Source organism: Pseudacidovorax intermedius (assembly GCF_003350475.1).
Lineage (GTDB): Bacteria > Pseudomonadota > Gammaproteobacteria > Burkholderiales > Burkholderiaceae_C > Xenophilus > Xenophilus intermedius.
This window is the reverse complement of sequence record NZ_QQAV01000001.1, coordinates 643,837-668,000: the sequence shown is the minus strand read 5'-3', so window position 1 is coordinate 668,000 and position 24,164 is coordinate 643,837. Positions and strand designations below refer to the sequence as shown.

Genomic DNA, 24,164 nt, shown 5'->3' with positions numbered 1-24,164 from the left:
TGTGTCTGTTGTGGATAGTTGCGAACGGAAAGCACGCGCGATTCTAACTTGTCAAAAACTTATCCACACCCCTTGACGGGCGGCGGCATTGCTGGTTGATAAGCGCATGCATTGCTGCACGTTCGGATGTCTGCGATAATCTCGGGTTCCCTTTTGCACCGGGCGGCCTCGGCGCGCGTGGTGCAAGGGCAGCCGGGGCCCGGCCGCGGACCTGATTGCAGCAAATTCGAAGGCGCGTGCCTTCGCGCTGCAATCCAGGGTCCGACTCCACATCACCAGACGGGCCTGTCGATCAGCACTCTTGCAGGAACCCTCGTCATGAAACGCACTTACCAACCGTCCAAGATCCGCCGCGCCCGTACCCACGGCTTCCTGGTCCGCATGAAGACCCGTGGCGGCCGCGCCGTCATCAACGCCCGCCGCGCCAAGGGCCGCAAGCGCCTGGCCGTCTGAACGGTGACGTGGTGGGCAGGCCCGCCTCTGGCGATGCCGCGGATTCCGCCGGCACGGGCCGGGGTGGGTTTTGGCCGACTGGCGTTGCGGGTCTTTGCCGCCACCGCCGGCTGTTGCCAACTGCTTGTCCACAGCGCGTGAGCCTCGTTCCTCGCGCTTCGGGGCAGCCCCCTTCCGAGCCCTCGCCGGCTGCGCACGCGCAGGTGCCGGCGGCTTTGCTGCGCCTGCGCAACCGAGACCAGTTCCAGGCGAGTATGGCGGGGGCGACCATTGCACGCACGCCGCATTTCGCCTTGCATCGGCGTGCGTTGCCATTGCCGGTCGAGCCCGTCGCCGATGGGGCGGCGCCTGCGGCGGCGCTGTTCCGTCCGACGGGTGTGTGGCTGGGCGCCATGGTGCCCAAGCGCTGGGCCCGCCGCGCCGTCACGCGCAACGCCATCCGCCGCCAGATCTACACCGTCGGGCTCTGTCTCGAAGGCCAGCCACCCGCCGCGTACGTGGTGCGCCTGCGCACGGCCTTCGATCGTCGCCAGTTCGTCAGCGCCACCTCCGAAGCCCTGCGCCGCGCCGTGCGCACGGAGCTGGAGCAGCTGTTCGCCCGCGCGCGCCGCACGGCTGCCTGAAATCCGACCGTCGCCGATGCAGCGTCTTCTGATTGCCATCGTCCGCGCCTACCGTCTGCTGCTCAGCCCATGGCTGGGTGGCGCCTGCCGCTTTTCGCCCACCTGCTCCGTCTACGCCATCGAGGCGCTGCAGACGCACGGCGCAGCGCAGGGCAGCTACCTCACGCTGAGGCGCATGGCCCGCTGCCATCCCTGGTGCGCGGGCGGGCACGACCCCGTGCCGCCTGCGGCCGGGGCCGGGCTGTTCACCTCTCTCGACAAGAAGTCCTCTTCATGAACGACATTCGCCGCACCATCCTCTGGGTGATCTTCGGTTTTTCGCTGGTGATGCTGTGGGACCAGTGGCAGGTCCACAACGGTCGCAGCCCGACCTTCCTGCCCTCGACCAAGCCGGCCGTCACCGCCCAGGCGCCGACGCCGGCTTCCGGCGCATCGGCGCCGGGGGCGTCCGCAGTGGGTGTGCCTGCAGCGGCCGGCGGCACGGCCGCCATGGCACCCACGGCCTCGGCCACTTCCGTGCCGGCCGAGCGCGTGCAGATCGAGACCGACGTGTTCAAGGCGGCCATCGACCCGCAGGGCGGCACATTGGCCAAGCTGGAATTGCTGCAATACATGCAGGAGACCTCGCACGGCGGCCTGATGCCGATGGTGCGCCGGCTTCTGAACATGCCGGCCCTGCCGGTGGTTGAAGAGCCGGTCGTGCTGATGGACGACGGCCCGGCCAACCGCTACCTCGCCCAGACTGGTCTGCTGAACCCGGCCGGTGGTGGCGCGATGTTCCCCAATCACCTCAGCCTGATGGCGACCAAGCCCGGCCCGTACAGGTTGGCCGACGGCCAGGACACGCTGGAGGTGAGCTTCGAATCGCAGCCTGCCGGCGGCCTCAAGTACGTGAAGACCTACGTCTTCAAGCGTGGCGACTACGCCATTCATGTGCGCCACCAGGTGGTGAACGTGGGCGATCAGCCGCGCGATCCGCAGCTCTACCTGCAACTCCTGCGTCACGGCGTCGAGGCGCACGGCAGCATGCTGGGCACCAGCACCTTCACCGGTCCCGCGGCTTACACCGAAGAGAAGAAATTCCACAAGATCGCCTTCGCCGACATCGCGAAGGGAAAGGCCGAAATACCGCCCGCCTCCGAGACCGGTTGGGTGGCGATGGTGCAGCATTACTTTGCGGCGGCCTGGCTGGTCGAGCCCACACACAGCGCCGGCCTCAAGCGCGAGTTCCGCGTGCAGGGCCCCGACGCCCTCGGCCCCAACCTGTATGCAGTGGCCATGGTGGCCAATCTGCCGACGGTCGCTCCTGGCGCCACGCAGACCGTGGACACCGTGCTCTTCGCTGGTCCCGAGGAAGAGAAGAAGCTCGAAGCCCTGGCCCCCGGCCTGGACCTGGTGAAGGACTATGGCATCTTCGCCATCATCTCCAAGCCGCTGTACTGGCTGCTCGACCAGCTTCACAAGCTGCTGGGCAACTGGGGCTGGTCCATCGTGGCGTTGGTGGTGCTGCTCAAGGCTGCCTTCTTCTGGCTCAACGCCAAGGCCTACGGCAGCATGGCGAAGATGAAGGCCATCAACCCGCGCATCATGGAAATGCGGGAGCGCCTCAAGGACAAGCCGCAGGAGATGCAGCAGGAGATGATGCGGATCTACCGCGAGGAGAAGGTCAACCCGCTGGGCGGCTGCTTCCCGATCGTGATCCAGATCCCGGTGTTCATCGCGCTGTACTGGGTGCTGCTGTCCTCGGTCGAGATGCGCCATGCGCCCTGGATCCTGTGGATCCGCGACCTGTCGGCACCCGACCCCTGGTTCATCCTGCCGCTGGTCATGACCGGCACCACGCTGCTGCAGACCTGGCTCAACCCCACGCCGCCGGACCCGATGCAGGCCAAGCTGATGTGGATCATGCCGCTGGCCTTCAGCGTGATGTTCTTCTTCTTCCCGGCCGGCCTGGTGCTGTACTGGATCACGAACAACATCCTGTCGATCGCGCAGCAGTACGTGATCAACCGGCGCTTGGGCGTGACCAAGTAAACGGCGCGTTCCGCGCCCGTCGCCACAGGCCGCCTCCGGGCGGCCTGTTCGTTTGGAGCGCCGTGCGCTTCTGCCGCCATGCCGCCCGGCCCGAGCCAATGCTGAAAGAATCGCCGCCATGCTCGCCCGCCTGAACGACCCCATCGCCGCCGTCGCCACGGCTCCTGGCCGCGGTGCCGTGGGCATCGTGCGCGTGTCCGGCACGGGCCTTGGGCCGCTGGTGCGCGGCCTCTGTGGCCGCGATCTCAAGCCGCGCGAGGCGACCTACCTGCCTTTTCTCGATGCCGATGGCAGCGCGCTGGACCATGGCCTGGCGCTGTTCTTCCCCGGCCCGAATTCCTTCACCGGCGAGGACGTGCTCGAACTCCAGGCGCACGGCGGCCCGGTGCTGCTGCAACTGCTGCTGGCCCGCTGCCTCGCTGCCGGTGAGGAGACCGATGCCGCCACCGGCCGCCCGCGCCTGCCCGGCCTGCGCGTGGCGCAGCCGGGCGAATTCAGCCAGCGCGCCTTCCAGAACGGCAAGATCGACCTGGCCCAGGCCGAGGCCATCGCCGACCTGATCGACGCCAGCACCGAGGCCGCCGCCCGCAGCGCCGGCCGTTCGCTGGGCGGTGCCTTCTCGCGCGAGATCCACACGCTGCGCGACGCCCTGATCCACCTGCGCATGCTGGTGGAGGCGACGCTGGACTTCCCCGAGGAAGACATCGACTTCCTGCAGCAGGCCGATGCCGCCGGCCAACTCCAGCGCCTGCAGGCGCAGCTGGCGGCCGTGCAGCAGCGCGCGCGCCAGGGCGCGCTGCTGCGCGAGGGCATCAAGGTGGTGATCGCCGGCCAGCCCAATGCCGGCAAGAGTTCGCTGCTGAATGCGCTGGCCGGCGCCGAGCTGGCCATCGTGAGCCCGGTGGCGGGCACCACGCGCGACATCGTCTCGCAGACCATCCAGATCCAGGGCGTGCCGCTGCATGTGGTGGACACGGCCGGCCTGCGCGAATCCGGCGACGAGGTGGAGCGCATCGGCATCGCCCGTGCGTGGGGCCAGATCGAGGATGCGGATGCGGTGCTCTTCCTCCATGACCTGACGCGCGCCGGCCAGCCGGACTACCAGGCGGCCGACGCCGAGATCCGCGCGGGCCTGGCCGGCCGCCTGCCGCCGCGCGTGCCGCTGCTGGAGGTCTGGAACAAGTCCGACGCGGTCGAGGCCGCCTCGATGCCGGCGCTGCCTGAAGAGGCCCTGCGCCTGTCGGCCAAGGCTGGCGAGGGGATCGAAGCCCTGCGCCAGAAGCTGCTGGCGCTGGCGGGCTGGCAGGCAGTGCCCGAGGGTGTTTACCTGGCCCGCGCCCGCCATGTGCAGGCGCTGCATCGGGTGGCCGGCCATCTCGAGCTGGCATCGGCCCATCTCGAGGCGCCGATGCCCGCGCTGGACCTGCTGGCCGAAGAACTGCGCCTGGCCCAGAACGCGCTCAACGAGATCACCGGAGAGTTCGGCGCGGACGATCTGCTGGGCGTGATCTTCTCGCGCTTCTGCATCGGCAAGTAGCTTCGCATCCTGTCAGGCGCGCCGGTCCGAATAGGCCGCCACCACCGGAGTCGGCGCGGCGTGTGCCTCTCCGCTGGCCATCGAGGACTTCAGCCGCGTTGCAGCCGCTCGGTGGCCGTTGCCAGCGGCCCCGGCAGGCCCGAAAGGACCAGGGTGTCGCCGGACTCCAGCACGGTGTCTTCCTCCGGCTCCATGGTGCGGCCGTGGCTGCGCCGCAGGCCCACCACGCGCACGCCCGCATCGGCCAGGCCCAGACGCGCCAGCGCCTGTCCGACCCAGCGACTGCCGGTCTGCAGCGTGAAGCTGTCCAGCCGCTCCTGCTCCAGGTCTTCCAGCGAGGCGTCGTCGTCCGCGCCGCGGAAGTAGCCGCGCAGCAGGTGGTAGCGGGCATCGCGCGCCTCCTGGGCCAGGCGGATCACCCGGCGCATCGGCACGCCGACCAGCGCCAGTGCATGGCTCGCCAGCATCAATGAGCCCTCCACCGTCTCCGGCACGACGGCCGTGGCGCCGGCGCGCTGCAGCTTCTCCAGCTCGTGGTCATCCTGGGTGCGCACCACCACGGGCACCGTCGGCGCATGGGCGCGCACCGCCGCCAGCACCTTGAGGGCGCCCGGCACGTCGAGGTAGGTGATGGCCACGGCGCTGGCCCGCGACAGGCCGGCCGCCATCAGCGCCTGCGGGCGCGCCGCATCGCCGAAGACCACCGAGTCGCCGGCGGCGGCGGCCTGGCGCACGCGGTCGGGGTCCAGGTCCAGCGCCATGTAGGGAATGCCTTCACGCTCCAGCATGCGGGCCAGGTTCTGGCCGCAGCGGCCGTAGCCGCAGATGATCACGTGCTCCGCCGTGTCGATCATCTTGCGCGCCAGGCTGGTCACCTGCAGCGACTGCTGCATCCAGTCGCTGGCCACCAGCTTGCGCACGATGGCCTCGCTGTACATCACGATGAAGGGCGTGGCCAGCATCGAGAGGATCATCGAGGCCAGCACCGGATCGCCCAGCCAAGTCGGGAGCAGTCCACGTCCGTTGGCCAGCGACAGCAGCACGAAGCCGAACTCGCCCGCCTGCGCCAGGTACAGCCCCGTGCGCAGCGAGACCCCGGCCGTCGCCCCCAGCAGCCGCGCCAGCACGGTCACCAGCAGCAGCTTGAAGCCCAACGGCACGACCAGCAGGACGAGCACCAGCGCCCAGCGCTCGACCACGACGTGCCAGTCCAGCGACATGCCGATGGTGATGAAGAACAGGCCCAGCAGCAGGTCGTGGAAGGCCCGGATGTCGCTTTCCACCTGGTGCTTGTATTCGGTCTCCGACACCAGCATGCCGGCGATGAAGGCGCCCAGCGCCAGCGACAGTCCGGCCATCTCGGTCAGCCAGGCCAGGCCCAGCGTGACCAGCAGCAGGTTGAGCATGAACAGCTCCTCGCTGCGGCGGCGCGCCACCAGCGTCAGCCACCAGCGCATCACACGCGGACCGCCGTAGAGCAGCAGGCCGATCAGGGCGGTGGCCTTGATCAGGGCCAGGCCCAGGCCGCGCAGCAGCGCCTCGGGCGGCGCGCCCAGGGCGGGAATCAGCACCAGCAGCGGGACCACCGCCAGATCCTGGAACAGCAGCACGCCCATCACACGGCGGCCGTGTTCGCTTTCCAGCTCCAGCCGCTCGGCCATCAACTTGACCACGATGGCGGTGCTGCTCATCGCGAGCGCGCCGGACAGGGCGAGGGCCGTCTGCCAGCTCATGCGCCAGGGGTCGGGCAGCAGGCGCGCCAGCGCCAGGGCACCCGCCGTGGCCAGCAGCATCGTCAGCGCCACCTGCAGCAGGCCCAGGCCGAACACATGCTGGCGCATGGCGCGCAGCTTGGGCAGGCTGAACTCGAGCCCGATCACGAACATCAGGAACACCACGCCGAACTCGCCCAGGTGGCGCACGCCGTCCGAATCCTGCGCGAGCGCGAAGGCATGCGGACCGATCAGCACGCCCGCCATCAGGTAGCCCAGCATCGGCGGCAGCTTGAGCGAGCGGCAGCCCACCACGCCCAGCACGGCGGCCAGCAGGTAGAGCAGCGTCAGCTCGAAGGTATTCATCCGCTGGATGCTAGCAAGGGCCATGCACTGCACCGGGGCGGGGGCAAGGCGCGCCGATAAAATCGCCCGATGAGCTTTCCGGCCCCGGACCCCGACGCGTTGCTGGCCCGCGCACGCGCCACTTTCGACATCGAGGCCGCCGCCGTGCTGGGCCTCAAGGCACGCATCGGCCAGAGCTTCGTCGAGGCGGTCCGGCGGATCCTGGCCCTGCAGGGCCGGGTGGTGGTCATGGGCATGGGCAAGAGCGGCCATGTGGGCCGCAAGATCGCCGCGACCCTGGCCTCCACCGGCACGCCTGCCATGTTCGTGCACCCCGCCGAGGCCAGCCATGGCGATCTGGGCATGGTCACGGCCGCGGACGTGGTGCTGGCCATCTCCAACAGCGGCGAAAGCAATGAACTCGACGCGATCCTGCCCGTGCTCAAGCGCCAGGGCGTGCCTCTGATTGCCATGACCGGCGGCGCGACCTCGTCGCTGGCCCGGCATGCCGACCTGGTGCTGGACAGCGGCGTCGAGAAGGAAGCCTGCCCGCTGAACCTGGCGCCGACCGCCAGCACCACCGCGCAGATGGCGCTGGGCGACGCGCTGGCCGTCGCGCTGCTCGATGCGCGCGGCTTCGGTGCCGAAGACTTCGCCCGCTCGCATCCGGGCGGTGCGCTGGGGCGAAAGCTGCTCACCCATGTAGCCGACGTCATGCGCCAGGGCAGTGCGGTGCCGCAGGTCTCGCCCCAGGCCGGCATCACCGAGCTCATGCGCGCCATGAGCGTGCAGGGCTTCGGCGCCGCGGCGGTGATGGATGCCCAGGGCCGTGCCGAAGGCATCTTCACCGACGGCGACCTGCGCCGGCTGATCGAGGCGGGCGCCGACCTGCGCGGCATCCGTGCCACCGAAGTCATGCACCGCGGCCCGCGCACCATCCGCCAGGACGCCCTGGCTGTCGAGGCGGCCGAACTCATGGAGCAGCATGGCATCACCCGCCTGTTCGTCGTCGATGCCGAAGGCCGACTGGCCGGCGCGCTCAACACCACCGACCTGATGCGGGCGAAGGTCATCTGATGGCGCCGCAACCGCAGGGCGCCCGACCCGTACTCACTTTCGACCCCGAACTGCTGCTGGCCGCGCAGGATGTGCGCGTCGCCTTCTTCGATGTCGACGGCGTGCTGACCGATGGCGGCATCTACTTCACCGACGCGGGCGAGACGCTCAAGCGCTTCAGCGTGCTCGACGGCTACGGGCTGCAGATGCTGCGCAAGGCCGGCATCGAGCCCGTGGTGGTCACCGGCCGCGACTCGGCGCCGCTGCGTGCCCGGCTGCAGGCACTCGGCGTGCGGCATGCGCGCTACGGGGTGATGGACAAGATCGCCGCCTCCACCGAGATCCTGGCGGCCCTGGGCCTCGACTGGGCACAGGCGGCGGCCATTGGCGACGACTGGCCCGACCTGCCCGTGCTGCGCCGGGTGGCCTTCGCGGCCGCACCGGCCAATGCGCATCCGGAGGTGGCGGCCATCGTGCGCCATGTCACCCGCCTGCGGGGCGGCGAGGGCGCGGCCCGCGAGTTCTGCGACCTGCTGCTGTGCGCATGCGGGCGATATGCCGGCCTGCTGGACGCCGCCATCGGGGTGCCCGACGCATGAAGCGCGTCGTCTCCGTCTTCGGGCTGGCTTTCGACCGGCTGAGCCTCTACCTGCCGATCATCCTGACAGGCCTGCTGGCGCTCGGCACCTACTGGCTGGTGCGCAACGCGCCGGAACTGATCAAGCCGCACGCTGCGGCCCCGGTCTCGCACGACCCGGACTTCTTCATGCGCAACTTCACCGTGCGCAGCTTCCTGCCCGACGGCTCGCTGCACAGCGAGATCAGCGGCCGGGAAGGTCGTCACTACCCCGACACCGACACGATGGAGGTCGACGACGTGCGTGTGCGTTCGGTGTCGCCCCAGGGGCTGGTCACGCGGGCCACGGCCAACCGCGGTCTTTCCAATGGCGATGCCAGCGAGATCCAGCTCTTCGGCAATGCCGTGGTGATCCGCGACGAAGGCAAGCTTCCCGATGGCAAGCCGGCGCCCCGGCTGGAATTCCGGGGCGACTTCCTGCATGTGTTCACCAACGAGGACCGGGTGCGCTCCCATCTGCCGGTCACGCTGATCCGGGGCAGCGACACGTTCAAGGCCGATGCGATGGACTACGACCACATGAGCGGCATCGCCAATCTGCGGGGGCGCGTCCGCGGCCAGATCATGCCGCCGGCACCGGCGGGCAGGCGCTAGCCGTATCTGCAGGAACCGCCCATGTCCGCCCCTGCCCTTGCCCCCCTGGTCTTCATCACTGGCGCGTCCAGCGGTATCGGGCAGGCGCTGGCGGCCCGCTATGCCCAGGCGGGCTGGCGGCTGGCGCTCGTGGCGCGGCGCACGGCGCAGATGCAGGAGTGGGCGGCGTCTCGGGGTCTGGGGCCGGATCGTTGCGGCATCTACGGCGCCGATGTGGCTTCGGTCGACAGCATCGTCGCGGCGGGTGAGGCCTGCCTGGCTGCGCAGGGTCTGCCCGAGGTGGTCATTGCCAATGCGGGCATCAGCGTCGGCATGGACACGGCCGAGCGTGCCGATCTGGACGTGATGGCCGAGACCTTCGCGCTCAACAACGTGGGCCTGGCCGCCACCTTCCATCCCTTCATCGCCGCGATGGTGCGCCGGGGGAGCGGGCGGCTGGTGGGCATCGGCAGCGTGGCCGCGATTCGGGGGCTGCCGGGGCACGGCGCCTACTGCGCCAGCAAGGCGGCGGTCGTGGCGTATTGCGAAAGCGTGCGCACCGAGTTGCGTGGCAGCGGCGTCCGTGTGGTGACGGTCTGTCCGGGCTATGTGGACACGCCGCTCACCCGGGGCAATCGCTATGGCATGCCCTTCCTCATCTCCGCGGAGGTCTTTGCCGACCGGGCCTTCCGCACCATCGAGGCCGGGATCAGCTACCGCGTCATTCCCTGGCAGATGGGGGTCGTCGCCAAACTGATGAGGGTGCTGCCCAACGCCATCTATGACAGGGCGGTGCAAGGCCGCGGCCGAAAGCGCCGCCGGGACGAAGCCGACACGCCTCGCTGAGCGCCGCGGCGTCGCAGCCTGTCTGCTGGATGGACTGGCGTGCTGAGGCTGCGGCAGGAACGCCAAGCAGGCGTGCATGAAAAAGGCTCCCGAGGGAGCCTTTCGTTGAGTCGTTCCGCAAAGCGGAACGACAACGTGTGCGATCAGTAGTTGTTGCCGCCGCCACCGCCGCCGCGACCACCGCCGCCACCGCCACCGCCGCGCGGGCCGGTGCCGTAGGGGCTGCGGAAGCTGCCGTCGTTGCCGCCGCCACCGCCGCCGCCGCGGCCGCCGTAGCCGCCGCCACCGCTGCGGCCACCACCGCCGCCGCCGTAACCACCGCCACCACCACCGTAGCCACCGCCACCGCCGTAACCACCGCCACCACCACCGTAGCCGCCGCCACCGCTACGGGGCGGACGCGGCTCCATGGGGCGCGCCTCGTTGACCACGACACTGCGGCCGCCCAGCGGCTGGCCGTTCATGCCCTGAATGGCAGCCTGCGCCTCGGCGTCGCTGCCCATTTCCACGAAACCAAAGCCTTTGGAACGGCCGGTTTCGCGCTCCATCATGACCTTGGCGCTGGTCACTGCGCCGAACTGGCCGAAAGCCTGTTCGAGATCACCGTCGCGCACCGAATAGGGCAGGTTGCCGACGTAGAGTTTGTTGCCCATGAATGGGACTCCTGTAAAACACAAAGAAAAGCAGCGATGGAGTCCCGGGCGCAAGACCCGCAGCATGTTGGCCTGCGGGGCTGACGAAACTGACCGATCACCCAATGGCCTGCGGCTTTCCGGGCCGAAGGTCCACCCATTATGGGTGATTTATTTGGGAGGGGGGCAGGAATTTCCCTTGAATTGCAACAACCTCCGTGAGTCTACGAAGCTTGCGCACACTGACATCGATGGCCCGGTGAAAACACAGGTTTCCTAAGTAATCGGAAGAGATCATCGAGTTAATCGGGCGTGGTTGCGCCTCCTTTTTCTGACGCCAACCGCGGCGGGCGTCCTGCACCCGCACCAATAACGTCATGCTGCAGCGCGGCAAGGGCCGCTAGAATCCGCCCCGTCTTTGGGGAGTAGCCGCCTTCCGAGTGCGAGAAGGGCATGCGTCAACAGACTTGTACCGCGCCCCACGCGGAACATGGCGCATGCAGTGAAGACCTGGCGAGACCATTGACCACGCAGCTTCGGGAACAAGGCCGAAGGCGCTGCGTGGTCGATTGCGTCCTTCGGCCGAGGAACCCCACATCTCTATGGAAGCCTTTCTGGTAGCCACCGGCATCGTCGCGCTGGCTGAAATGGGTGACAAGACCCAACTCCTTTCCCTCGTCCTTGCGGCGCGTTTCCGCAAGCCCTGGCCCATCGTGCTGGGCATCTTTGCGGCCACGGTCGTCAACCATGCACTGGCGGGTGCCGTCGGCGCCTGGGTGACCAGCTTTCTCGGGCCCACGGTCCTGCGCTGGATACTGGGCCTGTCCTTCATCGCGATGGCCGTCTGGATGCTGATTCCCGACAAGCTCGACGAGGACGAGGCGCCGCGCAGCGCCTCCAAGTTCGGCGTCTTCGGCACCACGCTGGTGGCCTTCTTCCTGGCGGAGATGGGCGACAAGACGCAGATCGCCACCGTCATGCTCGCGGCCCGCTTCACGCACGACTACCTGTGGGTGGTGATCGGCACCACGCTGGGCATGATGCTGGCCAATGCGCCGGTGGTGTGGCTGGGCGAGCGCATCGTGCGCAAGGTGCCGATCAAGCTCGTGCACAGCATCTCGGCCGTCATCTTTCTGGTGCTGGGCGTGGCCGCGCTCATCGGCTGGGGCGCCTGAGGCATGTCCCTCGCCGGGCGGCGACGGCGCCGCCCGGCCTATACTTTCCACAGCGCCGATTTGCTCCAGCTTGCGGGCGCTTGATAAATGCAGCTAAAGACGGATGCCCGCAACCCGGCTCGTTTTTGGCGAGGCCGGGTTTTCTTTTTGCTCCCATGTCCTTCGACGTCACACCCCAGTCCATGTCCTTCGCGACGCCGCTGCCGCTGCGCAGCGGCAGCGCCATCGGCGACTACGCGTTGGCCTACGAGACCTACGGCACGCTCAATGCCGACCGCAGCAATGCCGTGCTGGTCTGCCATGCGCTCAATGCCTCGCACCACGTGGCCGGCCAGTACGCCGGCCAGCCGAAGTCGCAGGGTTGGTGGGACAACATGATCGGCCCCGGCAAGTCGGTGGACACCGACCGCTTCTTCGTCATCGGCATCAACAACCTGGGCTCCTGCTTCGGCTCGACCGGGCCGATGCACACCAATCCGGCGACGGGGCGGCCGTGGGGCGCGGACTTTCCGGTGGTGACGGTGGAGGACTGGGTGGATGCCCAGGCCCGCCTGCTCGATGCGCTGGGCATCGACACCCTCGCCGCCGTGATGGGCGGCAGCCTGGGCGGCATGCAGGCGCTGTCGTGGACGCTGCAGTACCCCGAGCGTGTGCGCCACGCCGCGGTGATCGCCAGCGCGCCCAACCTCAACGCCGAGAACATCGCCTTCAACGAGGTGGCGCGCCGTGCCATCGTGACCGACCCCGACTTCCACGGCGGCCACTTCTACGACTACGGCGTGGTGCCCAAGCGAGGGCTGACCATCGCCCGGATGATCGGCCACATCACCTACCTCAGCGACGACGTGATGAACGCCAAGTTCGGCCGCCAACTGCGCGAGGGCATGCAGGTGCGCTACACCACGCACGACGTGGAGTTCCAGATCGAGAGCTACCTGCGCCACCAGGGCGACAAGTTCAGCGAGTACTTCGACGCCAACACCTACCTGCTGATCACGCGTGCGCTCGACTACTTCGACCCGGCCGCGGCCTACGGCGGCAGCCTGCGCGCGGCGTTCGAGCGGGCCATGGCCAAGTTCCTGCTCGTGAGCTTCACCACCGACTGGCGCTTCTCGCCGGCGCGCAGCCGCGAGATCGTCAAGGCACTGCTCGACAACCGCCGCAGCGTCAGCTACGCCGAGATCGACGCGCCGCACGGCCACGACGCCTTCCTGCTGGACGACACCCGCTACCTGGGGGTCGTGCGCGCCTGGTTCGACGGCATCGCGAAGGAGCTGCAATGACCACCCGCCCTGCCGCTCCCAAGGGGTTGCGCACCGCAGGCGACGCCGAAGGCACGCCCTTGCGCACGACCCACGACATCAACGACCGCATCGTCCGCCTCGTGCCCGAGGGCGCGCGCGTGCTCGACCTGGGCTGCGGCGACGGCGCGCTGCTCGAGCGCCTGCAGCGCGAGCGCGGCTGCACCGGCTACGGAGTGGAGATCGCCGACGGCAACGTGCTGCAAGGCGTGCGCCGCGGCGTCGACGTGATCCAGCTGAACCTCGACGAGGGCCTGTCGATGTTCGAGGACGCCAGCTTCGACGTGGTGCTGCAGATCGACACGCTGCAGCACCTGCGCAATGCCGAGATCATGCTGCGCGAGACGGCGCGCGTGGGTCGCATCGGCATCGTCGCCTTTCCCAACTTCGCGCACTGGCCCAACCGCCTGAGCATCCTGCAGGGCCGCATGCCGGTGACGCGGCGGCTGCCCTACCAGTGGTACGACACGCCCAACATCCGCGTGGGCACCTTCCGCGACTTCGACGCCCTGGCGCGCAAGAACCGCCTGCGCGTGCTGGATGCGTTCGGCGTGCAGCACGGCCGCGAGGTGCGCTGGTTGCCCAACCTGCGCGCCGCGACGGCCGTCTTCAAGTTCGAGCGGGACTGAGTGCGACCCCGGCGCGCGGCAGCGCGGTGCCGCACCGCCGGCAGTAGTGCGCGTCGTCCGCATGGCCGCCCGTGCCGCAGGCGGTGCAATGCGCATCGGCGGCGGTGCGGTCGCGCAGCGTCTGCAGCCGCCGCTGCGCGCCCATCTCGGCCGTGACGATGCCGGTGGGCACCGCCAGCACACCCCAGCCGGTCAGCATCATGGCCGACGCGATGAGCCGGCCCATGTCGGTGCGGGGCACCAGATCGCCGAAGCCCACCGTCGTCATCGTCGAGACCGCCCAGTACATGGCGGTGGGAATGCTGGTGAAGCCGTGCGGCGGCCCTTCCACCACGTACATGAGCGTGCCCGATACCAGCACCAGCAGCATCACGAATCCCAGGAAGACCGTGATCTTGCGCGCGCTGGCCGCCAGCGCGAGGGCGAGCGTGCGGTATTCGTGCGCATAGCGCGACAGCTTGAAGATGCGGAACACCCGCAGCAGCCGCAGCACGCGCACGTCGATCAGCGCGCCCAGCGACGGCTCCAGGGCCACCAGGTAGGTTGGCAGCAGGGCCAGCAGGTCGATCACGCCATAGAAGCTGAGGGCATAGCGCAGCGGGCGCTGTACGCACACCAGGCGGGCCAGGTACTCCAGGGTGAAGAGCGCGGTGAACACCCATTCGAGCCCGTGCAGCACCACGCCATGGCGGGCCCGCATCCCGGCCATGCTCTCGAGCATGACCACGCCGACGCTCGTCAGGATGGCCGCGATCAGCAGCAGGTCGAAGCTGCGGCCGGCCCGCGTCTCCGATTCGAAGATGACCGTGAAGAGCGTGCGACGCCAGCCGGCGGCGGGTTTGCCGAAGCGGGCGTCGGCCGCCCGGTCATCGAACATGCCTGGGATGTCGTCGTGATGGGCGAGGTCGTTGTGCGGGGTCATGCAGGAAGGAAGTGCGGTAGGGCCGGACGCGGCGAATTCTGACGGCAAGGCGGCGAGGCCGGCGACATCGGCCCTGCCGCGGGTTGTTACCGATCTTTCGCAAAGAAGTGTCAACATTCAGAATCGCTTGCCTACCATTGGCGCTTTCGCAAGGAGATCACCCTTTGGCTTCGCAATCCCCCTTCTTCGGCAAACGTGACCGTGACCCCAACGACAGCCTGACCTCGCGTCCCGCCCCGCTGATGGGCGCCGGCACGCTGTCGGGCCATCCTGTGGGTGGGCCGGCGCTGGCCTCGGCACCTGCCGCAACGCCAGCCGCCGCACAGGCTCCGGTGCAGGAAACGGGCAGCAAGCTGACCGTCGGTCCCAACATCAAGCTCAAGGGCGTCGAGATCACCGACTGCGACACGCTGGTGGTCGAGGGCACGGTCGAGGCGACCATGGATTCGCGCGTCATCCAGATCGCCGAGCAGGGCGCCTTCAAGGGCTCGGCCGAGATCGACATCGCCGAGATCCGCGGCGTATTCGACGGCAACCTGACCGTGCGCCAGAAGCTGGTGATCCATGCCACCGGCAAGGTGTCGGGCAAGATCCGCTACGGCAAGATCGTGATCGAGGAGGGCGGCCAGCTCTCCGGCGAGATCAGCGTGGGCACGAGCGCCGCGAGCGACGCCAAGCCCGCCCTGGCGGCCTGAGCATCGCCATCGCCATCGCCGGCGTTGCGCGACGCGCCGTTCAAGGCGCGTCGGCCAGCCGCTTCAGAAGAGCCTCCGCCGCGGCGGGGGCTTTTTCTTTGTGGCCGTTGATGAAGAAGACGTAGGTGGGCCGCTCGGCCACCCAGCCCCGCGCCTGGGTCGCCAGTGCATCGAGCGCGCGGGGTGCATAGCCGTTGGCGAAGCGCGGCTGCGCATCCATCAGCCGCGCATAGACGATGGGGCCCTGCGGCGCGTCGAAGGACGGGAATTTCGGGCTGTCGGTGAAGACGGTCGCCGCGCCGTGCCGCGCGGCCAGGGCCAGGTAGGCCGGATCGATGAAGCTGGAATGGCGCACCTCCATCACATGCTGCAGCAGCAGGCCATCGACCTGAGGCGGCAGCAGTTCCAGGAAGGCGCCGAAGTCCACGGCGTCGAACGCATGCGTGGGCATGAACTGCCAGACGATGGGCCCCAGCCGGTCGCCCAGCTCGGCCAAGCCGCTGCCGATGAAGCGCTGCACTGCATCGCCGGCCTTGGCCAGCTCGCGCCGGTGCGTCGTCACGCGGTGCGCCTTGAGCGAGAAGACGAAGCCCTCGGGCGTGGCCTCGCGCCACTTGCGGAAGGTGTCGGGCTTGAAGGTGCTGTAGAAGGTGCCATTGACCTCGATGGCTGTGAGTCGCCGGCTGGCGTGGGCCAGTTCCTGCGCATGCGGCAGGCCGGGCGGGTAGAAGCTGCCGCGCCAGGGCTCGAAGGTCCAGCCGCCGATGCCCACGCGCACGGGCGTCTGCGGCGAGGCGGGCAGGTCGGCGGCGGCAGGGGCGGCTTTCTTGGGCATGGGCGTGCAGGGGTGATGCGGCTGGCGCACTCTACGCCGGGGCCCATCCCGGCGCAAAATGGATCGATTGCCCTGGCCACGCGCCCCACGGAGAAACGCCGATGAACGCCCCTCTGCACAAAGAATTCCCCGCCGGCCTGCTCGACACCGAGCGCGCCCTGGCCGACGTCACCGCCCGCTGGGACGGCGACATCGTCCGCCAGCTCACCGACTACATCGCCATTCCGGCCAAGTCGCCGGGCTTCGATCCGGACTGGTCGGCCAACGGCTACCTGGAGACGGTGCTGCGCAATGCCGCCACCTGGGTCGAGGCGCAGAAGGTCGAGGGCCTCACGCTGGAGATCGTGCGCCTGGAAGGCCGCACTCCGGTGCTGTTCTTCGAGCTGCCCGCCAGCGGCACGGCGATGAACGAAACCGTGCTGATGTACGGCCACCTGGACAAGCAGCCCGAGTTCACCGGCTGGCGCCGTGACCTCGGCCCCTGGACGCCCAAGTACGAAGACGGCCTGCTCTACGGCCGCGGCGGCGCGGACGACGGCTATGCCATCTACGCCAGCGTCGCGGCCATTCAGGCGCTGAAGGCGCAGGGCGTGGCCCATCCGCGCATCGTCGGCCTGATCGAGACCTGCGAGGAATCCGGCTCCTACGACCTGCTGCCCTACGTGGACGCGCTGCGCAGCCGCCTGGGCGAGGTGGCGCTGGTGGTCTGCCTGGACTCGGGTGCCGGCAACTACGACCAGCTCTGGCTCACCACCTCGCTGCGCGGCTTGGCCGGCGGCACGCTCAAGGTCGAGATCCTCACCGAGGGCATCCATTCGGGCGACGCCTCGGGCCTCGTGCCGTCGAGCTTTCGCATCATGCGGCAGGTGCTGGACCGGCTGGAGGACAGCAAGACCGGCCGCCTGCTGCCCGCCAGCTTCCATTGCGAGGTGCCCGCCGAACGCCTGGCGCAGGCCAGGGCCACCGCCGCCATCCTGGGCGACGAGGTCTACAAGCGCTTCCCCTGGGCGCACTACGACTGCGGCGGCGCGACCGCCTTCGCGCTGCCGACCACCACCGATCCGGTGGAGGCGCTGCTCAACCGCACCTGGCGGCCGACGCTGTCGGTGACGGGCGCCGAGGGCTTCCCGGCCTTGAAGGACGCCGGCAACGTGCTGCGGCCCTACACGGCCTTCAAGCTCTCGCTGCGCCTGCCGCCGCTGGTGGAGGCGGCGCAGGTGGTGCAGGAGCTGAAGGCGCTGCTGGAGGACAACGCGCCCTACCAGGCCAAGGTGACCTTCGAGTCCGGTGGCGGCGCCACCGGCTGGAACGCGCCGGCCATGGTGCCGTGGTTCCAGCAGGCGCTGGACGCTGCCAGCCAGGCCCATTTCGGCGCGCCCTGCGGCTACATCGGCCAGGGCGGCACGATCCCGCTGATGAACATGCTGAGCGCCGGCTTTCCGAAAGCGCAGATGATGGTCTGCGGCGTGCTGGGCCCGAAGAGCAATGCCCACGGGCCCAACGAGTTCCTGCACGTGCCCTATGCCAAGCGGCTGACGGCCGCCGTCGCGCAGGTGATGGCCGCGATGCCGGCCAAGCACGCGGCCGAACAGGCGGCCTGAAGCGGGTCGTCGCGGCCCGGCCTTCAGCCCATGGCGCGCGTGGGCTGGCCGGCTGATCGGGCCGGCGGGACCGTCGCTCAGCGCCGGCCGAGCAGCGGGCCCAGCGCCCCCAGCAGATCGCCCAGCCCGCCCGCGCCGGCCGACAGCGACGGCTCCTGGTCCGGCAGACGGCCCTGCGGCGTCAAGCGATCGATCAGCACGGGCAGCAGAGTCGCCAGCAGCGGCAGCAGCGTCTGCACGTTCAGGCCCAGCTTCTGCGCCACGGCGCCGATCACGTCCTGGCCCAGCGCGCCGTGCACCTGGTCGGGCGACACGGGCAGGTTCTGGCCGGTGCCGATCCATGAGCCCACGGCGTCCCCCAGGCCGGCCTGCTGCAGCTTCTGCACCAGGCCGCCGACGCCGCCGCTCTCCTGCAGCAGGCTGCCGAAGATGGCGACCGGATCGCTGCCCGGCGAGTGCGGGGCCGGTGCCCCGCTGTTGAGCACCTGGCCGAGGACGGAATCGAGCAAGCCCATGGCTTCTTCCCTGCGAAATGAAAACGAGGCCGCCATTGTTCAGGGCGGCCTCGTCTTCTTCCGCGAAACGGCGCCGCTTTTTCAGCGAAGCCGTGCGTAATTCACCTTTTGGACACTGGATTTGACGCAATCACGGCGCGCGCGCTGGCCGCTTTTCCAGCAGCGGCTGCGTCACGCCCTGGACGCCCACCAGTCCCAGCACCGTGGCCAGCGAGTTCTGCGCGCCCTTCCAGCCGTCGGTCAGGTCGATCCATTCGCTCAGGGCATGGAAGCCGCCCGTCTTGCCGCCGCCGCCCACGATGATGGCCGGAATGCCCAGCGCCATCGGCACGTTCGCGTCGGTGCTGGCGCCCGTCAGCAGGGTTTTGTGGCCGAAGGAGGCATTGGCGCGTGTGGCCGCCTCCACGATCACCGAATCCGACGGCGTGCGGCCGCCCGGCCGGTCGCCGATCAGCTTGGTCTGCACGGTGAGCGTTTCGACGTTCCAGCGCTTGTTCTCCTCGGCCACGGCTTCGTCGATGGCGGCGAGGATCTTCTTCTCGGTGGACAGCAGCGAGTCCATCTGGTCCGAGCGGATGTCCACGGCCATGCGCGCATCCGGCGCGATGGTGTTGACCGAGGTGCCGCCACCGACGGTGCCCACGGTGAAGGTGGTCTTGGGGAATGTGGGCGTGCGCACCTCGGCGATCTTGGCGATGGCGCGGCCCATGCCGTGGATGGCGCTGGGCACCTGGCCGAAGGCGGCGTAGCTGTGGCCGCCCGGGCCCTTGAAGTTGACCTCGTAGCGGTGGCTGGCGGTGCCCAGGATCAGCACGGTGCCGTCCGGCGCCGGCTCCAGGCCGACCATGCCGTCAATGTCGCGGTGCTCGGCAAACAGGTGCTTCATGCCGCGCAGGTTGCCCAGTTCCTCCTCGCCCACGTTGCCCACGAAGAGCAGGTCGCCGACGGTCTGGATCTTCTGCTCGTTGAGCACCTTGAGCCAGGACAGCAGCACCGCCAGGCCCCGCGTGTCGTCGGAGATGCCCGGCGCGTACAGGCGGCCGTCGCGTTCCTTGACCTTGACGTCGGTGCCGGCCGGGAAGACGGTGTCTAGGTGCGCCGAGATCAGCAGCGTGGGCCCCTGGCCCGTGCCCTTGCGCCGGCCGACGACATTGCCTTCGCTGTCGATGCGGGCGTCCGCCAGGCCCAGGGCCTTCATGCGCGCGAGGAAGGCCTCGGCGCGCGGGCGCTCCTTGAAGGGCGGCGCTTCGATCTCGGTGAGCATCTTGAGGTCGTCGATGGAACGCGTGTGGTCCGCCTTGACCGCTTCCATCAGCGCCTGGATCTGCGGGGCCGACAGCAGTTGCGTGTAGGCCTGGTCCACCGCCGGCCGCACCTGCGCGGGCGTTGGCGCGATGGCGGTGAAGGACTGGGCCCGGGCCGCCGAGGCGCCGGCAAAGGAAAGGGACAGGGCGAGCAGCGAGGCGAGCGGGCGCAGGCGTGGCATGGAGGGCCGGATCGAAGAGGGGCGCGTCATGGGCGTCGGTTGGAGGGCAATCGGGGCGGGGGGATGCGGCACCTGTCATCAGGCTGACCGAGTGCCGCGGGTCGGCGGAAATTCTGGCGGCTGCATCCGCGCCCCGCTCTGATTTAATCCGCCGCACCGTCAGTTTTTCTTACATGCCCCGGCACCTTCCCAGTACCCGCGCCCTGCTCGTGTTCGACGCCGTTGCCCGCTGTCACGGCGTGGGCAAGGCCGCCGAGGAACTGTGCCTGACGCACAGCGCCGTGAGCCAGCAACTGCGGCTGCTGGAGTTGCAACTGGGCGTGCGCCTGGTGCAGCGCGGCGCCCGGGGCACGCTGCTCACCGAAGCGGGCCGGCGCTATCACGCGCAGGTGGCCGGCGACCTGCTGCGGCTGGAGAACCACACTCTCGAGGCCATGGCCCAGCGCCCCGACGGCGAGCGGCTGCTGGTGGGCGCCGTGCCCATGCTGGCCGAGCGCTGGCTGCTGCCGCGGCTGCCCGGCTTTCTGGCGCAGCAGCCGGCCTGCAGCGTGCATCTGCAGGTCTTTCCCACGCAGGTCTACATGGACGAGCCCCATTACGACGTCGGTCTGCAGTACGACGACGCCAGCTGGCCCGGCGCTCAGGTGCGCCCACTGCGCGGCGAGCGCGTGGTCGCCGTGTGCGCACCGCAGTCGCGCTGGCGCTCCGCAGCGGCGCGGGGTGACTTTCGCGAGCTGCCACTGCTGCAGCTCAGCTCGCGCCTGGGCGCCTGGCAGGCATGGTTCGCGCAGGCCGGCATCGCCCGGCCTCCGGCGAACGCGATGGTGGGCCACCGCTTCGACCTGTTCTCCATGGTGCTGGAGGCGGTGCGCGCCGACCTGGGCATCGGCCTGCTCCCGCGCTACGGTGTGGCGCGCGAACTGACCAGCGGCGAGCTGTGTCTGGCCCATCCCTTCGAGGGAGACGGGCCGCGCGGCTACAGCCTGTTCGTGGCGCCGCACCGGGTGGACGACCCGGCGGTGCAGGCCTTCGGCGCGTGGCTGGATGAACAGGTGGCCGAGGAGTCCGAGGGGGCGACGTCGCCCACCTGATCAGGTGGGCTCAGTCCGCCACGGCCAGCAGGTGCACCAGCGCCGCCAGCGGTGCCGTCTCGGCGCGCAGGATGCGCGGGCCCAGGGTGGTCAGCAAGAAGCCGCTGGCGCGGGCCCGCGCTTCCTCCTGCGGGTTGAGGCCGCCCTCTGGGCCGCTGAGGAAGAGCGCGCCGCCATCCGCGGGCGCCGAGCGGCCCAGCGGCTGCGCGTCTTCGCCGAAGCCGAGCACATGGCGGGCGGTGGGCGCGTCCGCGTCCAGCCCGTCCAGCCAGGCACCCAGGTCGCGCACCGGGTGCACCGCAGGCACCCGGTTGCGTCCACACTGCTCGCAGGCCGCCACGGCCACGGCCTGCCAGTGGTCCTGCTTCTTCTGCGCGCGCTCGCCGGCCAGGCGCAGCACGCCGTGGGCCGTCTGCAGCGGCTGGATGCTGGCCACGCCGAGTTCGGTCGCCTTCTCGATCAGCCAGTCCATGCGGTCATTGGCCGGCATGCCCACGGCCAGGTGCACGCCCAGCGGGGCCTCGCGCTCGATGGCGTGGTGCGCGCCCACGCGGACGTCGACGTCGCTGCGGCCCATGCGCTCGACCGTGGCCTCGAACTCGCCGCCGCGGCCGTCGAACAGGGTGATGCCGTCGCCCGGCTGCAGGCGCAACACCTGTACATGGCGCGCCGCGCCGGGCGGCAGGCCCAGCGTCTGCCCGCTCGCCAGGGGTGTGGCGCAATGGATGCGCGGCATCAGTGCGCGCCCTCCGCGGCGTCGATCACGCCGCCGCCCAGGCAGACCTCGCCGTCGTACAGCACCGCCGACTGGCCGGGCGTGACCGCCCATTGCGGCTGCGGAAACACCAGCTGGAAGCCGGCTTCGGGCAGGGCTTGCAGCAGCGCGGGCGAATCGGCCTGGCGGTAGCGGGTCTTGCTGCCGTAGGTGCCTGCGGCGGGGGGGCCGCCGGCCACCCAGCTCGCGTCGGCCGCCAGCAGCGCACGCGATTGCAGCCAGGGATGGTCATGGCCCTGCACCACCCACAGCGTGTTGGCCTCGACGTCCTTGCGGGCGACGAACCACGGTGCGTGCTCGCCGCCGCCGCGCTGCGCGCCCTTTTCCTTGATGCCGCCGATGCCCAGGCCCTGACGCTGGCCCAGCGTGTAGAAGGACAGGCCGTGGTGCTCGCCCAGCCTGCGGCCGCGTTCGTCCTTGATCGGGCCCGGTGCCTTGCTGATGTAGCGGTTGAGGAACTCGCGGAAGGGCCGCTCGCCGATGAAGCAGATGCCGGTCGAATCCTTCTTGGTGGCCACGGGCAGGCCGATGTCGGTGGCGATCTGGCGCACCTGGGTCTTGTGCAGTTCGCCCACCGGGAACAGCGCCTTCGACAGTTGCGCCTGGTTCAGGCGGTGCAGGAAGTAGCTCTGGTCCTTGGCAGGGTCCAGGCCCTTGAGCAGCTCGTAGCGCGCGGAGGCCGGCACCGACTCGCCGGCGGCGAAGGGCTGGCCGGTGGCGGCATCGACAGCGCGCACGCGGGCATAGTGGCCGGTCGCGATCTTCTCGGCGCCCAGGCGCATCGCGTGGTCGAGGAAGGCCTTGAACTTGATCTCGGCGTTGCACAGCACGTCGGGGTTGGGCGTGCGGCCGGCCTGGTATTCGCGCAGGAATTCGGCGAAGACGCGGTCCTTGTAGTCGGCGGCGAAGTTGACGTGCTCGATCTCGATGCCCAGCACGTCGGCCACGCTGGCCGCGTCCACGAAATCGACGTTCGACGAGCAGTACTCGCTGTCGTCGTCGTCTTCCCAGTTCTTCATGAAGATGCCGACGACCTCGTGCCCCTGCTGCTTGAGCAGGTGCGCCGTGACGGCCGAGTCCACGCCGCCCGACAGCCCGACGACGATCCGATGTTTGGTCATCCGGCGATTGTCCCTTGGCCGCGGTGGGCGCTGCGCGGGCGGGGGCTCGGTGGAGGCCGTCGCCGCGGCGGTCGACGCCGGTCCGGCTGACCGGCCGCCTGGCCTTGGCGGCGCGTGCCGGGCTAGACGGGCGGCTTTCCGGCCAGCCAGCGCGCGTAGGCTTCGGGATAGACCACGCGCAGGCGCTCCAGGTGGAACTGCGCCTCCTGCTCCAGCCCCAGCAGGCGCGCGCTGTCGATCAGCTTGACCACCACCCTTGGCTCCGGCGAGAAGGCCAGCGTGGCCTGGGCGAGTGCATGCACGCGCGCGGCCGTCTGGGGCGTCAGGGGCGTCAGCGCCAGTTCCGCGAAGCGCGCCTGCCGGGCGAAGAGCCAGTCCCGGCCGTCCGGATCCAGCGGCGCGAGCGGATCGTCACGCCAGCCGGCGAGCCGCTCTGCCGCCGGAAGGAAGGGCTGGCTGACGCGCACGTAGCTCCAGCCCGCGTAGGCGACGACGGCGAGCAGGGCCGCCGCCGTGAGGCGGGCCGCCCACCGCGCGCGGGCGGCCTGGCGCTGCAGGACGGCAATCGACGCGGCGCCGGCGTCGTGCGGCACGTCACAGGCGCGCCTGCGGCCGGGCCAGAGCATGCCCAGGCACAGCCCGAACACGAGCTGGAAGGGCCCGTACCACAGCGGATATTCGACCAGGCTGTGCAGCACGATCATGGCCAGCACGCCCCAGGCCATCAGCTGGGCGGGATCGCGCTCCTGCCAGGGCCGGGCCGCCACCACCATCCACACAAAAGCGCCGCAGATCAGCACCGCGGCCGGAATGCCGAGCTCCACCGCCAGATGCAGCGGCAGGTTGTGGGCGTTGTCCAGGATCTCGACGAAGCGCGGGCCCGGGTATTCGGCCAGGTAGTGCGCGAGGCTGAGCTGGCCCCAGCCCCAGCCCGTCCAGGGCCGCTGAGCGATCAGCCACAGCACGTTGTGCCACAGCAGCCAGCGGCTGTGGCCGAGCGGCGCGCCTTCGCGCAGCCGGGTGAGCATGCCCTGGAAGTCGGCCCCGGCGCTCTCGCCGCCTGCCCGGAACGACGCGACCATGACGGCCGACCAGGGGAGCGCCCAGGACAGCAGGGCGTAGAGCGCCAGGGCGCCCAGGAACCAGCCGGGGTGCGGCAGCAGCGGCCGCATCAGGTTGCCTCCTGGCACCGCGGAACCGGGTTCGACCGGCCGGCGTTCGCGCCAGGCCATCCACCCGGCCCCGGTGGCGATGACCCCCAGTTGGAGCAGTCCCGTGCGCGATGTCGAGGCGGCCAGGCCCGCGATGAGCAAGGCACCTGCGGCCAGCAGGCCACGCCGGCCCCGGGCGCCCGCCCGGCCATGCGCCCAGAGCAAGGCCACAAGGCCCATGCTCAGCAGCGTGGCGAACTGGTTGCGCTGGCGCAGGTTGCCGTAGGCCATGCCGATGGGTTCCATGGGGACGGCGACCCAGGGGCGCAGCGGGGTGGCGAGGCCGTGGTACTGGAGGAGGCCTGCGGCGGCGCTTAGGCACGCCGCGAGGAGCAGGCCGTGTGCGAACGCCCTTTGTT

Annotated in this window: 24 protein-coding genes and 1 riboswitch; of the genes, 15 read left to right on the top strand and 9 right to left on the bottom strand. The window is 69.8% G+C overall.

Annotated features, from left to right (window positions below):
- Positions 1-318: 318 nt before the first annotated feature.
- From rpmH to mnmE, 5 genes are all read left to right on the top strand, one after another.
- Positions 319-453 (top strand): 50S ribosomal protein L34, encoded by a 135-nt coding sequence (rpmH, locus tag DFR41_RS02920; RefSeq protein ID WP_006299042.1) that lies wholly within the window; start codon positions 319-321, stop codon positions 451-453.
- A gap of 215 nt (positions 454-668) precedes the next feature.
- Positions 669-1,076, top strand: coding sequence for a ribonuclease P protein component (locus DFR41_RS02915; protein ID WP_114801628.1), 408 nt, complete (start codon positions 669-671; stop codon positions 1,074-1,076).
- 16 nt (positions 1,077-1,092) lie between these two features.
- Positions 1,093-1,353 carry a membrane protein insertion efficiency factor YidD gene (yidD, locus tag DFR41_RS02910; protein WP_114801627.1) on the top strand — a complete coding sequence of 87 codons (261 nt, stop codon included), beginning with the start codon at positions 1,093-1,095 and terminating at the stop codon, positions 1,351-1,353.
- Positions 1,350-3,110 (top strand): membrane protein insertase YidC, encoded by a 1,761-nt coding sequence (gene yidC / locus DFR41_RS02905; protein WP_017760451.1) that lies wholly within the window; start codon positions 1,350-1,352, stop codon positions 3,108-3,110. The genes yidD and yidC overlap by 4 nt, the downstream gene beginning before the upstream one ends.
- Positions 3,111-3,228: 118 nt before the next feature.
- On the top strand, positions 3,229-4,647 hold the full coding sequence (gene mnmE / locus DFR41_RS02900) for a tRNA uridine-5-carboxymethylaminomethyl(34) synthesis GTPase MnmE (RefSeq protein WP_114801626.1): 1,419 nt from the start codon (positions 3,229-3,231) through the stop codon (positions 4,645-4,647).
- A gap of 89 nt (positions 4,648-4,736) precedes the next feature.
- On the opposite strand, the gene DFR41_RS02895 is transcribed toward mnmE, so the two are convergent.
- Complete coding sequence (locus tag DFR41_RS02895; RefSeq protein ID WP_114801625.1) at positions 4,737-6,725, bottom strand: monovalent cation:proton antiporter family protein; 1,989 nt, start codon at positions 6,723-6,725, stop codon at positions 4,737-4,739.
- Between the two features lie 69 nt (positions 6,726-6,794).
- On the opposite strand from DFR41_RS02895, the gene DFR41_RS02890 reads away from it, so the two are divergent.
- The 4 genes from DFR41_RS02890 to DFR41_RS02875 are packed head-to-tail and all read left to right on the top strand — an operon-like array spanning position 6,795 to position 9,816.
- Positions 6,795-7,781 carry a KpsF/GutQ family sugar-phosphate isomerase gene (locus tag DFR41_RS02890; RefSeq protein ID WP_017760454.1) on the top strand — a complete coding sequence of 329 codons (987 nt, stop codon included), beginning with the start codon at positions 6,795-6,797 and terminating at the stop codon, positions 7,779-7,781.
- Entirely contained in the window at positions 7,781-8,359 is a 579-nt protein-coding gene (locus DFR41_RS02885) for a KdsC family phosphatase (protein WP_017760455.1), read from the top strand. Before DFR41_RS02890 ends, DFR41_RS02885 begins: the two co-directional genes overlap by 1 nt.
- Positions 8,356-8,991, top strand: coding sequence for an LPS export ABC transporter periplasmic protein LptC (gene lptC / locus DFR41_RS02880; RefSeq protein WP_017760456.1), 636 nt, complete (start codon positions 8,356-8,358; stop codon positions 8,989-8,991). The genes DFR41_RS02885 and lptC overlap by 4 nt, the downstream gene beginning before the upstream one ends.
- A gap of 21 nt (positions 8,992-9,012) precedes the next feature.
- Positions 9,013-9,816: an SDR family oxidoreductase gene (locus DFR41_RS02875; protein ID WP_114801624.1), complete on the top strand. Its 804-nt coding sequence runs from the start codon at positions 9,013-9,015 to the stop codon at positions 9,814-9,816.
- A gap of 143 nt (positions 9,817-9,959) precedes the next feature.
- Here the strand turns inward: DFR41_RS02875 and DFR41_RS02870 are convergent, their stop codons facing one another.
- Positions 9,960-10,469 carry an RNA recognition motif domain-containing protein gene (locus DFR41_RS02870; RefSeq protein WP_114801623.1) on the bottom strand — a complete coding sequence of 170 codons (510 nt, stop codon included), beginning with the start codon at positions 10,467-10,469 and terminating at the stop codon, positions 9,960-9,962.
- A 387-nt stretch (positions 10,470-10,856) separates the two neighbouring features.
- Positions 10,857-11,034, top strand: a riboswitch (yybP-ykoY riboswitch).
- A gap of 16 nt (positions 11,035-11,050) precedes the next feature.
- Here DFR41_RS02870 and DFR41_RS02865 point away from each other — a divergent pair.
- The 3 genes from DFR41_RS02865 (at position 11,051) to metW (ending at position 13,553) form a co-directional block, all read left to right on the top strand.
- Positions 11,051-11,623 carry a TMEM165/GDT1 family protein gene (locus DFR41_RS02865; protein ID WP_017758961.1) on the top strand — a complete coding sequence of 191 codons (573 nt, stop codon included), beginning with the start codon at positions 11,051-11,053 and terminating at the stop codon, positions 11,621-11,623.
- Between the two features lie 155 nt (positions 11,624-11,778).
- The gene (metX, locus tag DFR41_RS02860) at positions 11,779-12,906 is read left to right on the top strand and encodes a homoserine O-succinyltransferase MetX (protein WP_114801622.1); all 1,128 of its coding nucleotides are present in this window, start codon (positions 11,779-11,781) and stop codon (positions 12,904-12,906) included.
- Positions 12,903-13,553 carry a methionine biosynthesis protein MetW gene (metW, locus tag DFR41_RS02855; protein WP_017758827.1) on the top strand — a complete coding sequence of 217 codons (651 nt, stop codon included), beginning with the start codon at positions 12,903-12,905 and terminating at the stop codon, positions 13,551-13,553. Before metX ends, metW begins: the two co-directional genes overlap by 4 nt.
- Here the strand turns inward: metW and DFR41_RS02850 are convergent.
- Positions 13,534-14,475, bottom strand: a complete 942-nt coding sequence (locus DFR41_RS02850; protein WP_017758828.1) for an ion transporter — start codon at positions 14,473-14,475, stop codon at positions 13,534-13,536. The genes metW and DFR41_RS02850 overlap by 20 nt on opposite strands.
- Positions 14,476-14,639: 164 nt before the next feature.
- Here DFR41_RS02850 and DFR41_RS02845 point away from each other — a divergent pair, with 164 nt between their 5' ends.
- The gene (locus DFR41_RS02845; protein ID WP_017758829.1) at positions 14,640-15,170 is read left to right on the top strand and encodes a bactofilin family protein; all 531 of its coding nucleotides are present in this window, start codon (positions 14,640-14,642) and stop codon (positions 15,168-15,170) included.
- Between the two features lie 40 nt (positions 15,171-15,210).
- Here the strand turns inward: DFR41_RS02845 and DFR41_RS02840 are convergent, their stop codons facing one another.
- Positions 15,211-16,005 (bottom strand): DUF72 domain-containing protein, encoded by a 795-nt coding sequence (locus tag DFR41_RS02840; protein WP_114801621.1) that lies wholly within the window; start codon positions 16,003-16,005, stop codon positions 15,211-15,213.
- Positions 16,006-16,106: 101 nt separating this feature from the next.
- Here DFR41_RS02840 and DFR41_RS02835 point away from each other — a divergent pair, with 101 nt between their 5' ends.
- Complete coding sequence (locus DFR41_RS02835; RefSeq protein WP_017761110.1) at positions 16,107-17,606, top strand: M20 family metallopeptidase; 1,500 nt, start codon at positions 16,107-16,109, stop codon at positions 17,604-17,606.
- A 77-nt stretch (positions 17,607-17,683) separates the two neighbouring features.
- Here DFR41_RS02835 and DFR41_RS02830 read toward each other — a convergent pair whose 3' ends face one another.
- The gene (locus DFR41_RS02830; protein ID WP_017759359.1) at positions 17,684-18,121 is read right to left on the bottom strand and encodes a YidB family protein; all 438 of its coding nucleotides are present in this window, start codon (positions 18,119-18,121) and stop codon (positions 17,684-17,686) included.
- 130 nt (positions 18,122-18,251) lie between these two features.
- On the bottom strand, positions 18,252-19,637 hold the full coding sequence (locus DFR41_RS02825) for a M20/M25/M40 family metallo-hydrolase (RefSeq protein ID WP_244917626.1): 1,386 nt from the start codon (positions 19,635-19,637) through the stop codon (positions 18,252-18,254).
- 179 nt (positions 19,638-19,816) lie between these two features.
- Here DFR41_RS02825 and DFR41_RS02820 point away from each other — a divergent pair, with 179 nt between their 5' ends.
- Positions 19,817-20,698: a LysR family transcriptional regulator gene (locus DFR41_RS02820; RefSeq protein ID WP_342354287.1), complete on the top strand. Its 882-nt coding sequence runs from the start codon at positions 19,817-19,819 to the stop codon at positions 20,696-20,698.
- Positions 20,699-20,708: 10 nt separating this feature from the next.
- On the opposite strand, the gene DFR41_RS02815 is transcribed toward DFR41_RS02820, so the two are convergent.
- From DFR41_RS02815 to DFR41_RS02805, 3 genes are all read right to left on the bottom strand, one after another.
- On the bottom strand, positions 20,709-21,434 hold the full coding sequence (locus DFR41_RS02815; RefSeq protein WP_114801618.1) for a 16S rRNA (uracil(1498)-N(3))-methyltransferase: 726 nt from the start codon (positions 21,432-21,434) through the stop codon (positions 20,709-20,711).
- A complete protein-coding gene (mnmA, locus tag DFR41_RS02810) occupies positions 21,434-22,594 on the bottom strand; it encodes a tRNA 2-thiouridine(34) synthase MnmA (RefSeq protein ID WP_114801617.1) in 1,161 nt (386 codons plus the stop codon). The genes DFR41_RS02815 and mnmA overlap by 1 nt, the downstream gene beginning before the upstream one ends.
- A 122-nt stretch (positions 22,595-22,716) precedes the next feature.
- On the bottom strand, positions 22,717-24,051 hold the full coding sequence (locus tag DFR41_RS02805) for a PglL family O-oligosaccharyltransferase (protein ID WP_244917625.1): 1,335 nt from the start codon (positions 24,049-24,051) through the stop codon (positions 22,717-22,719).
- Positions 24,052-24,164 lie beyond the last annotated feature (113 nt).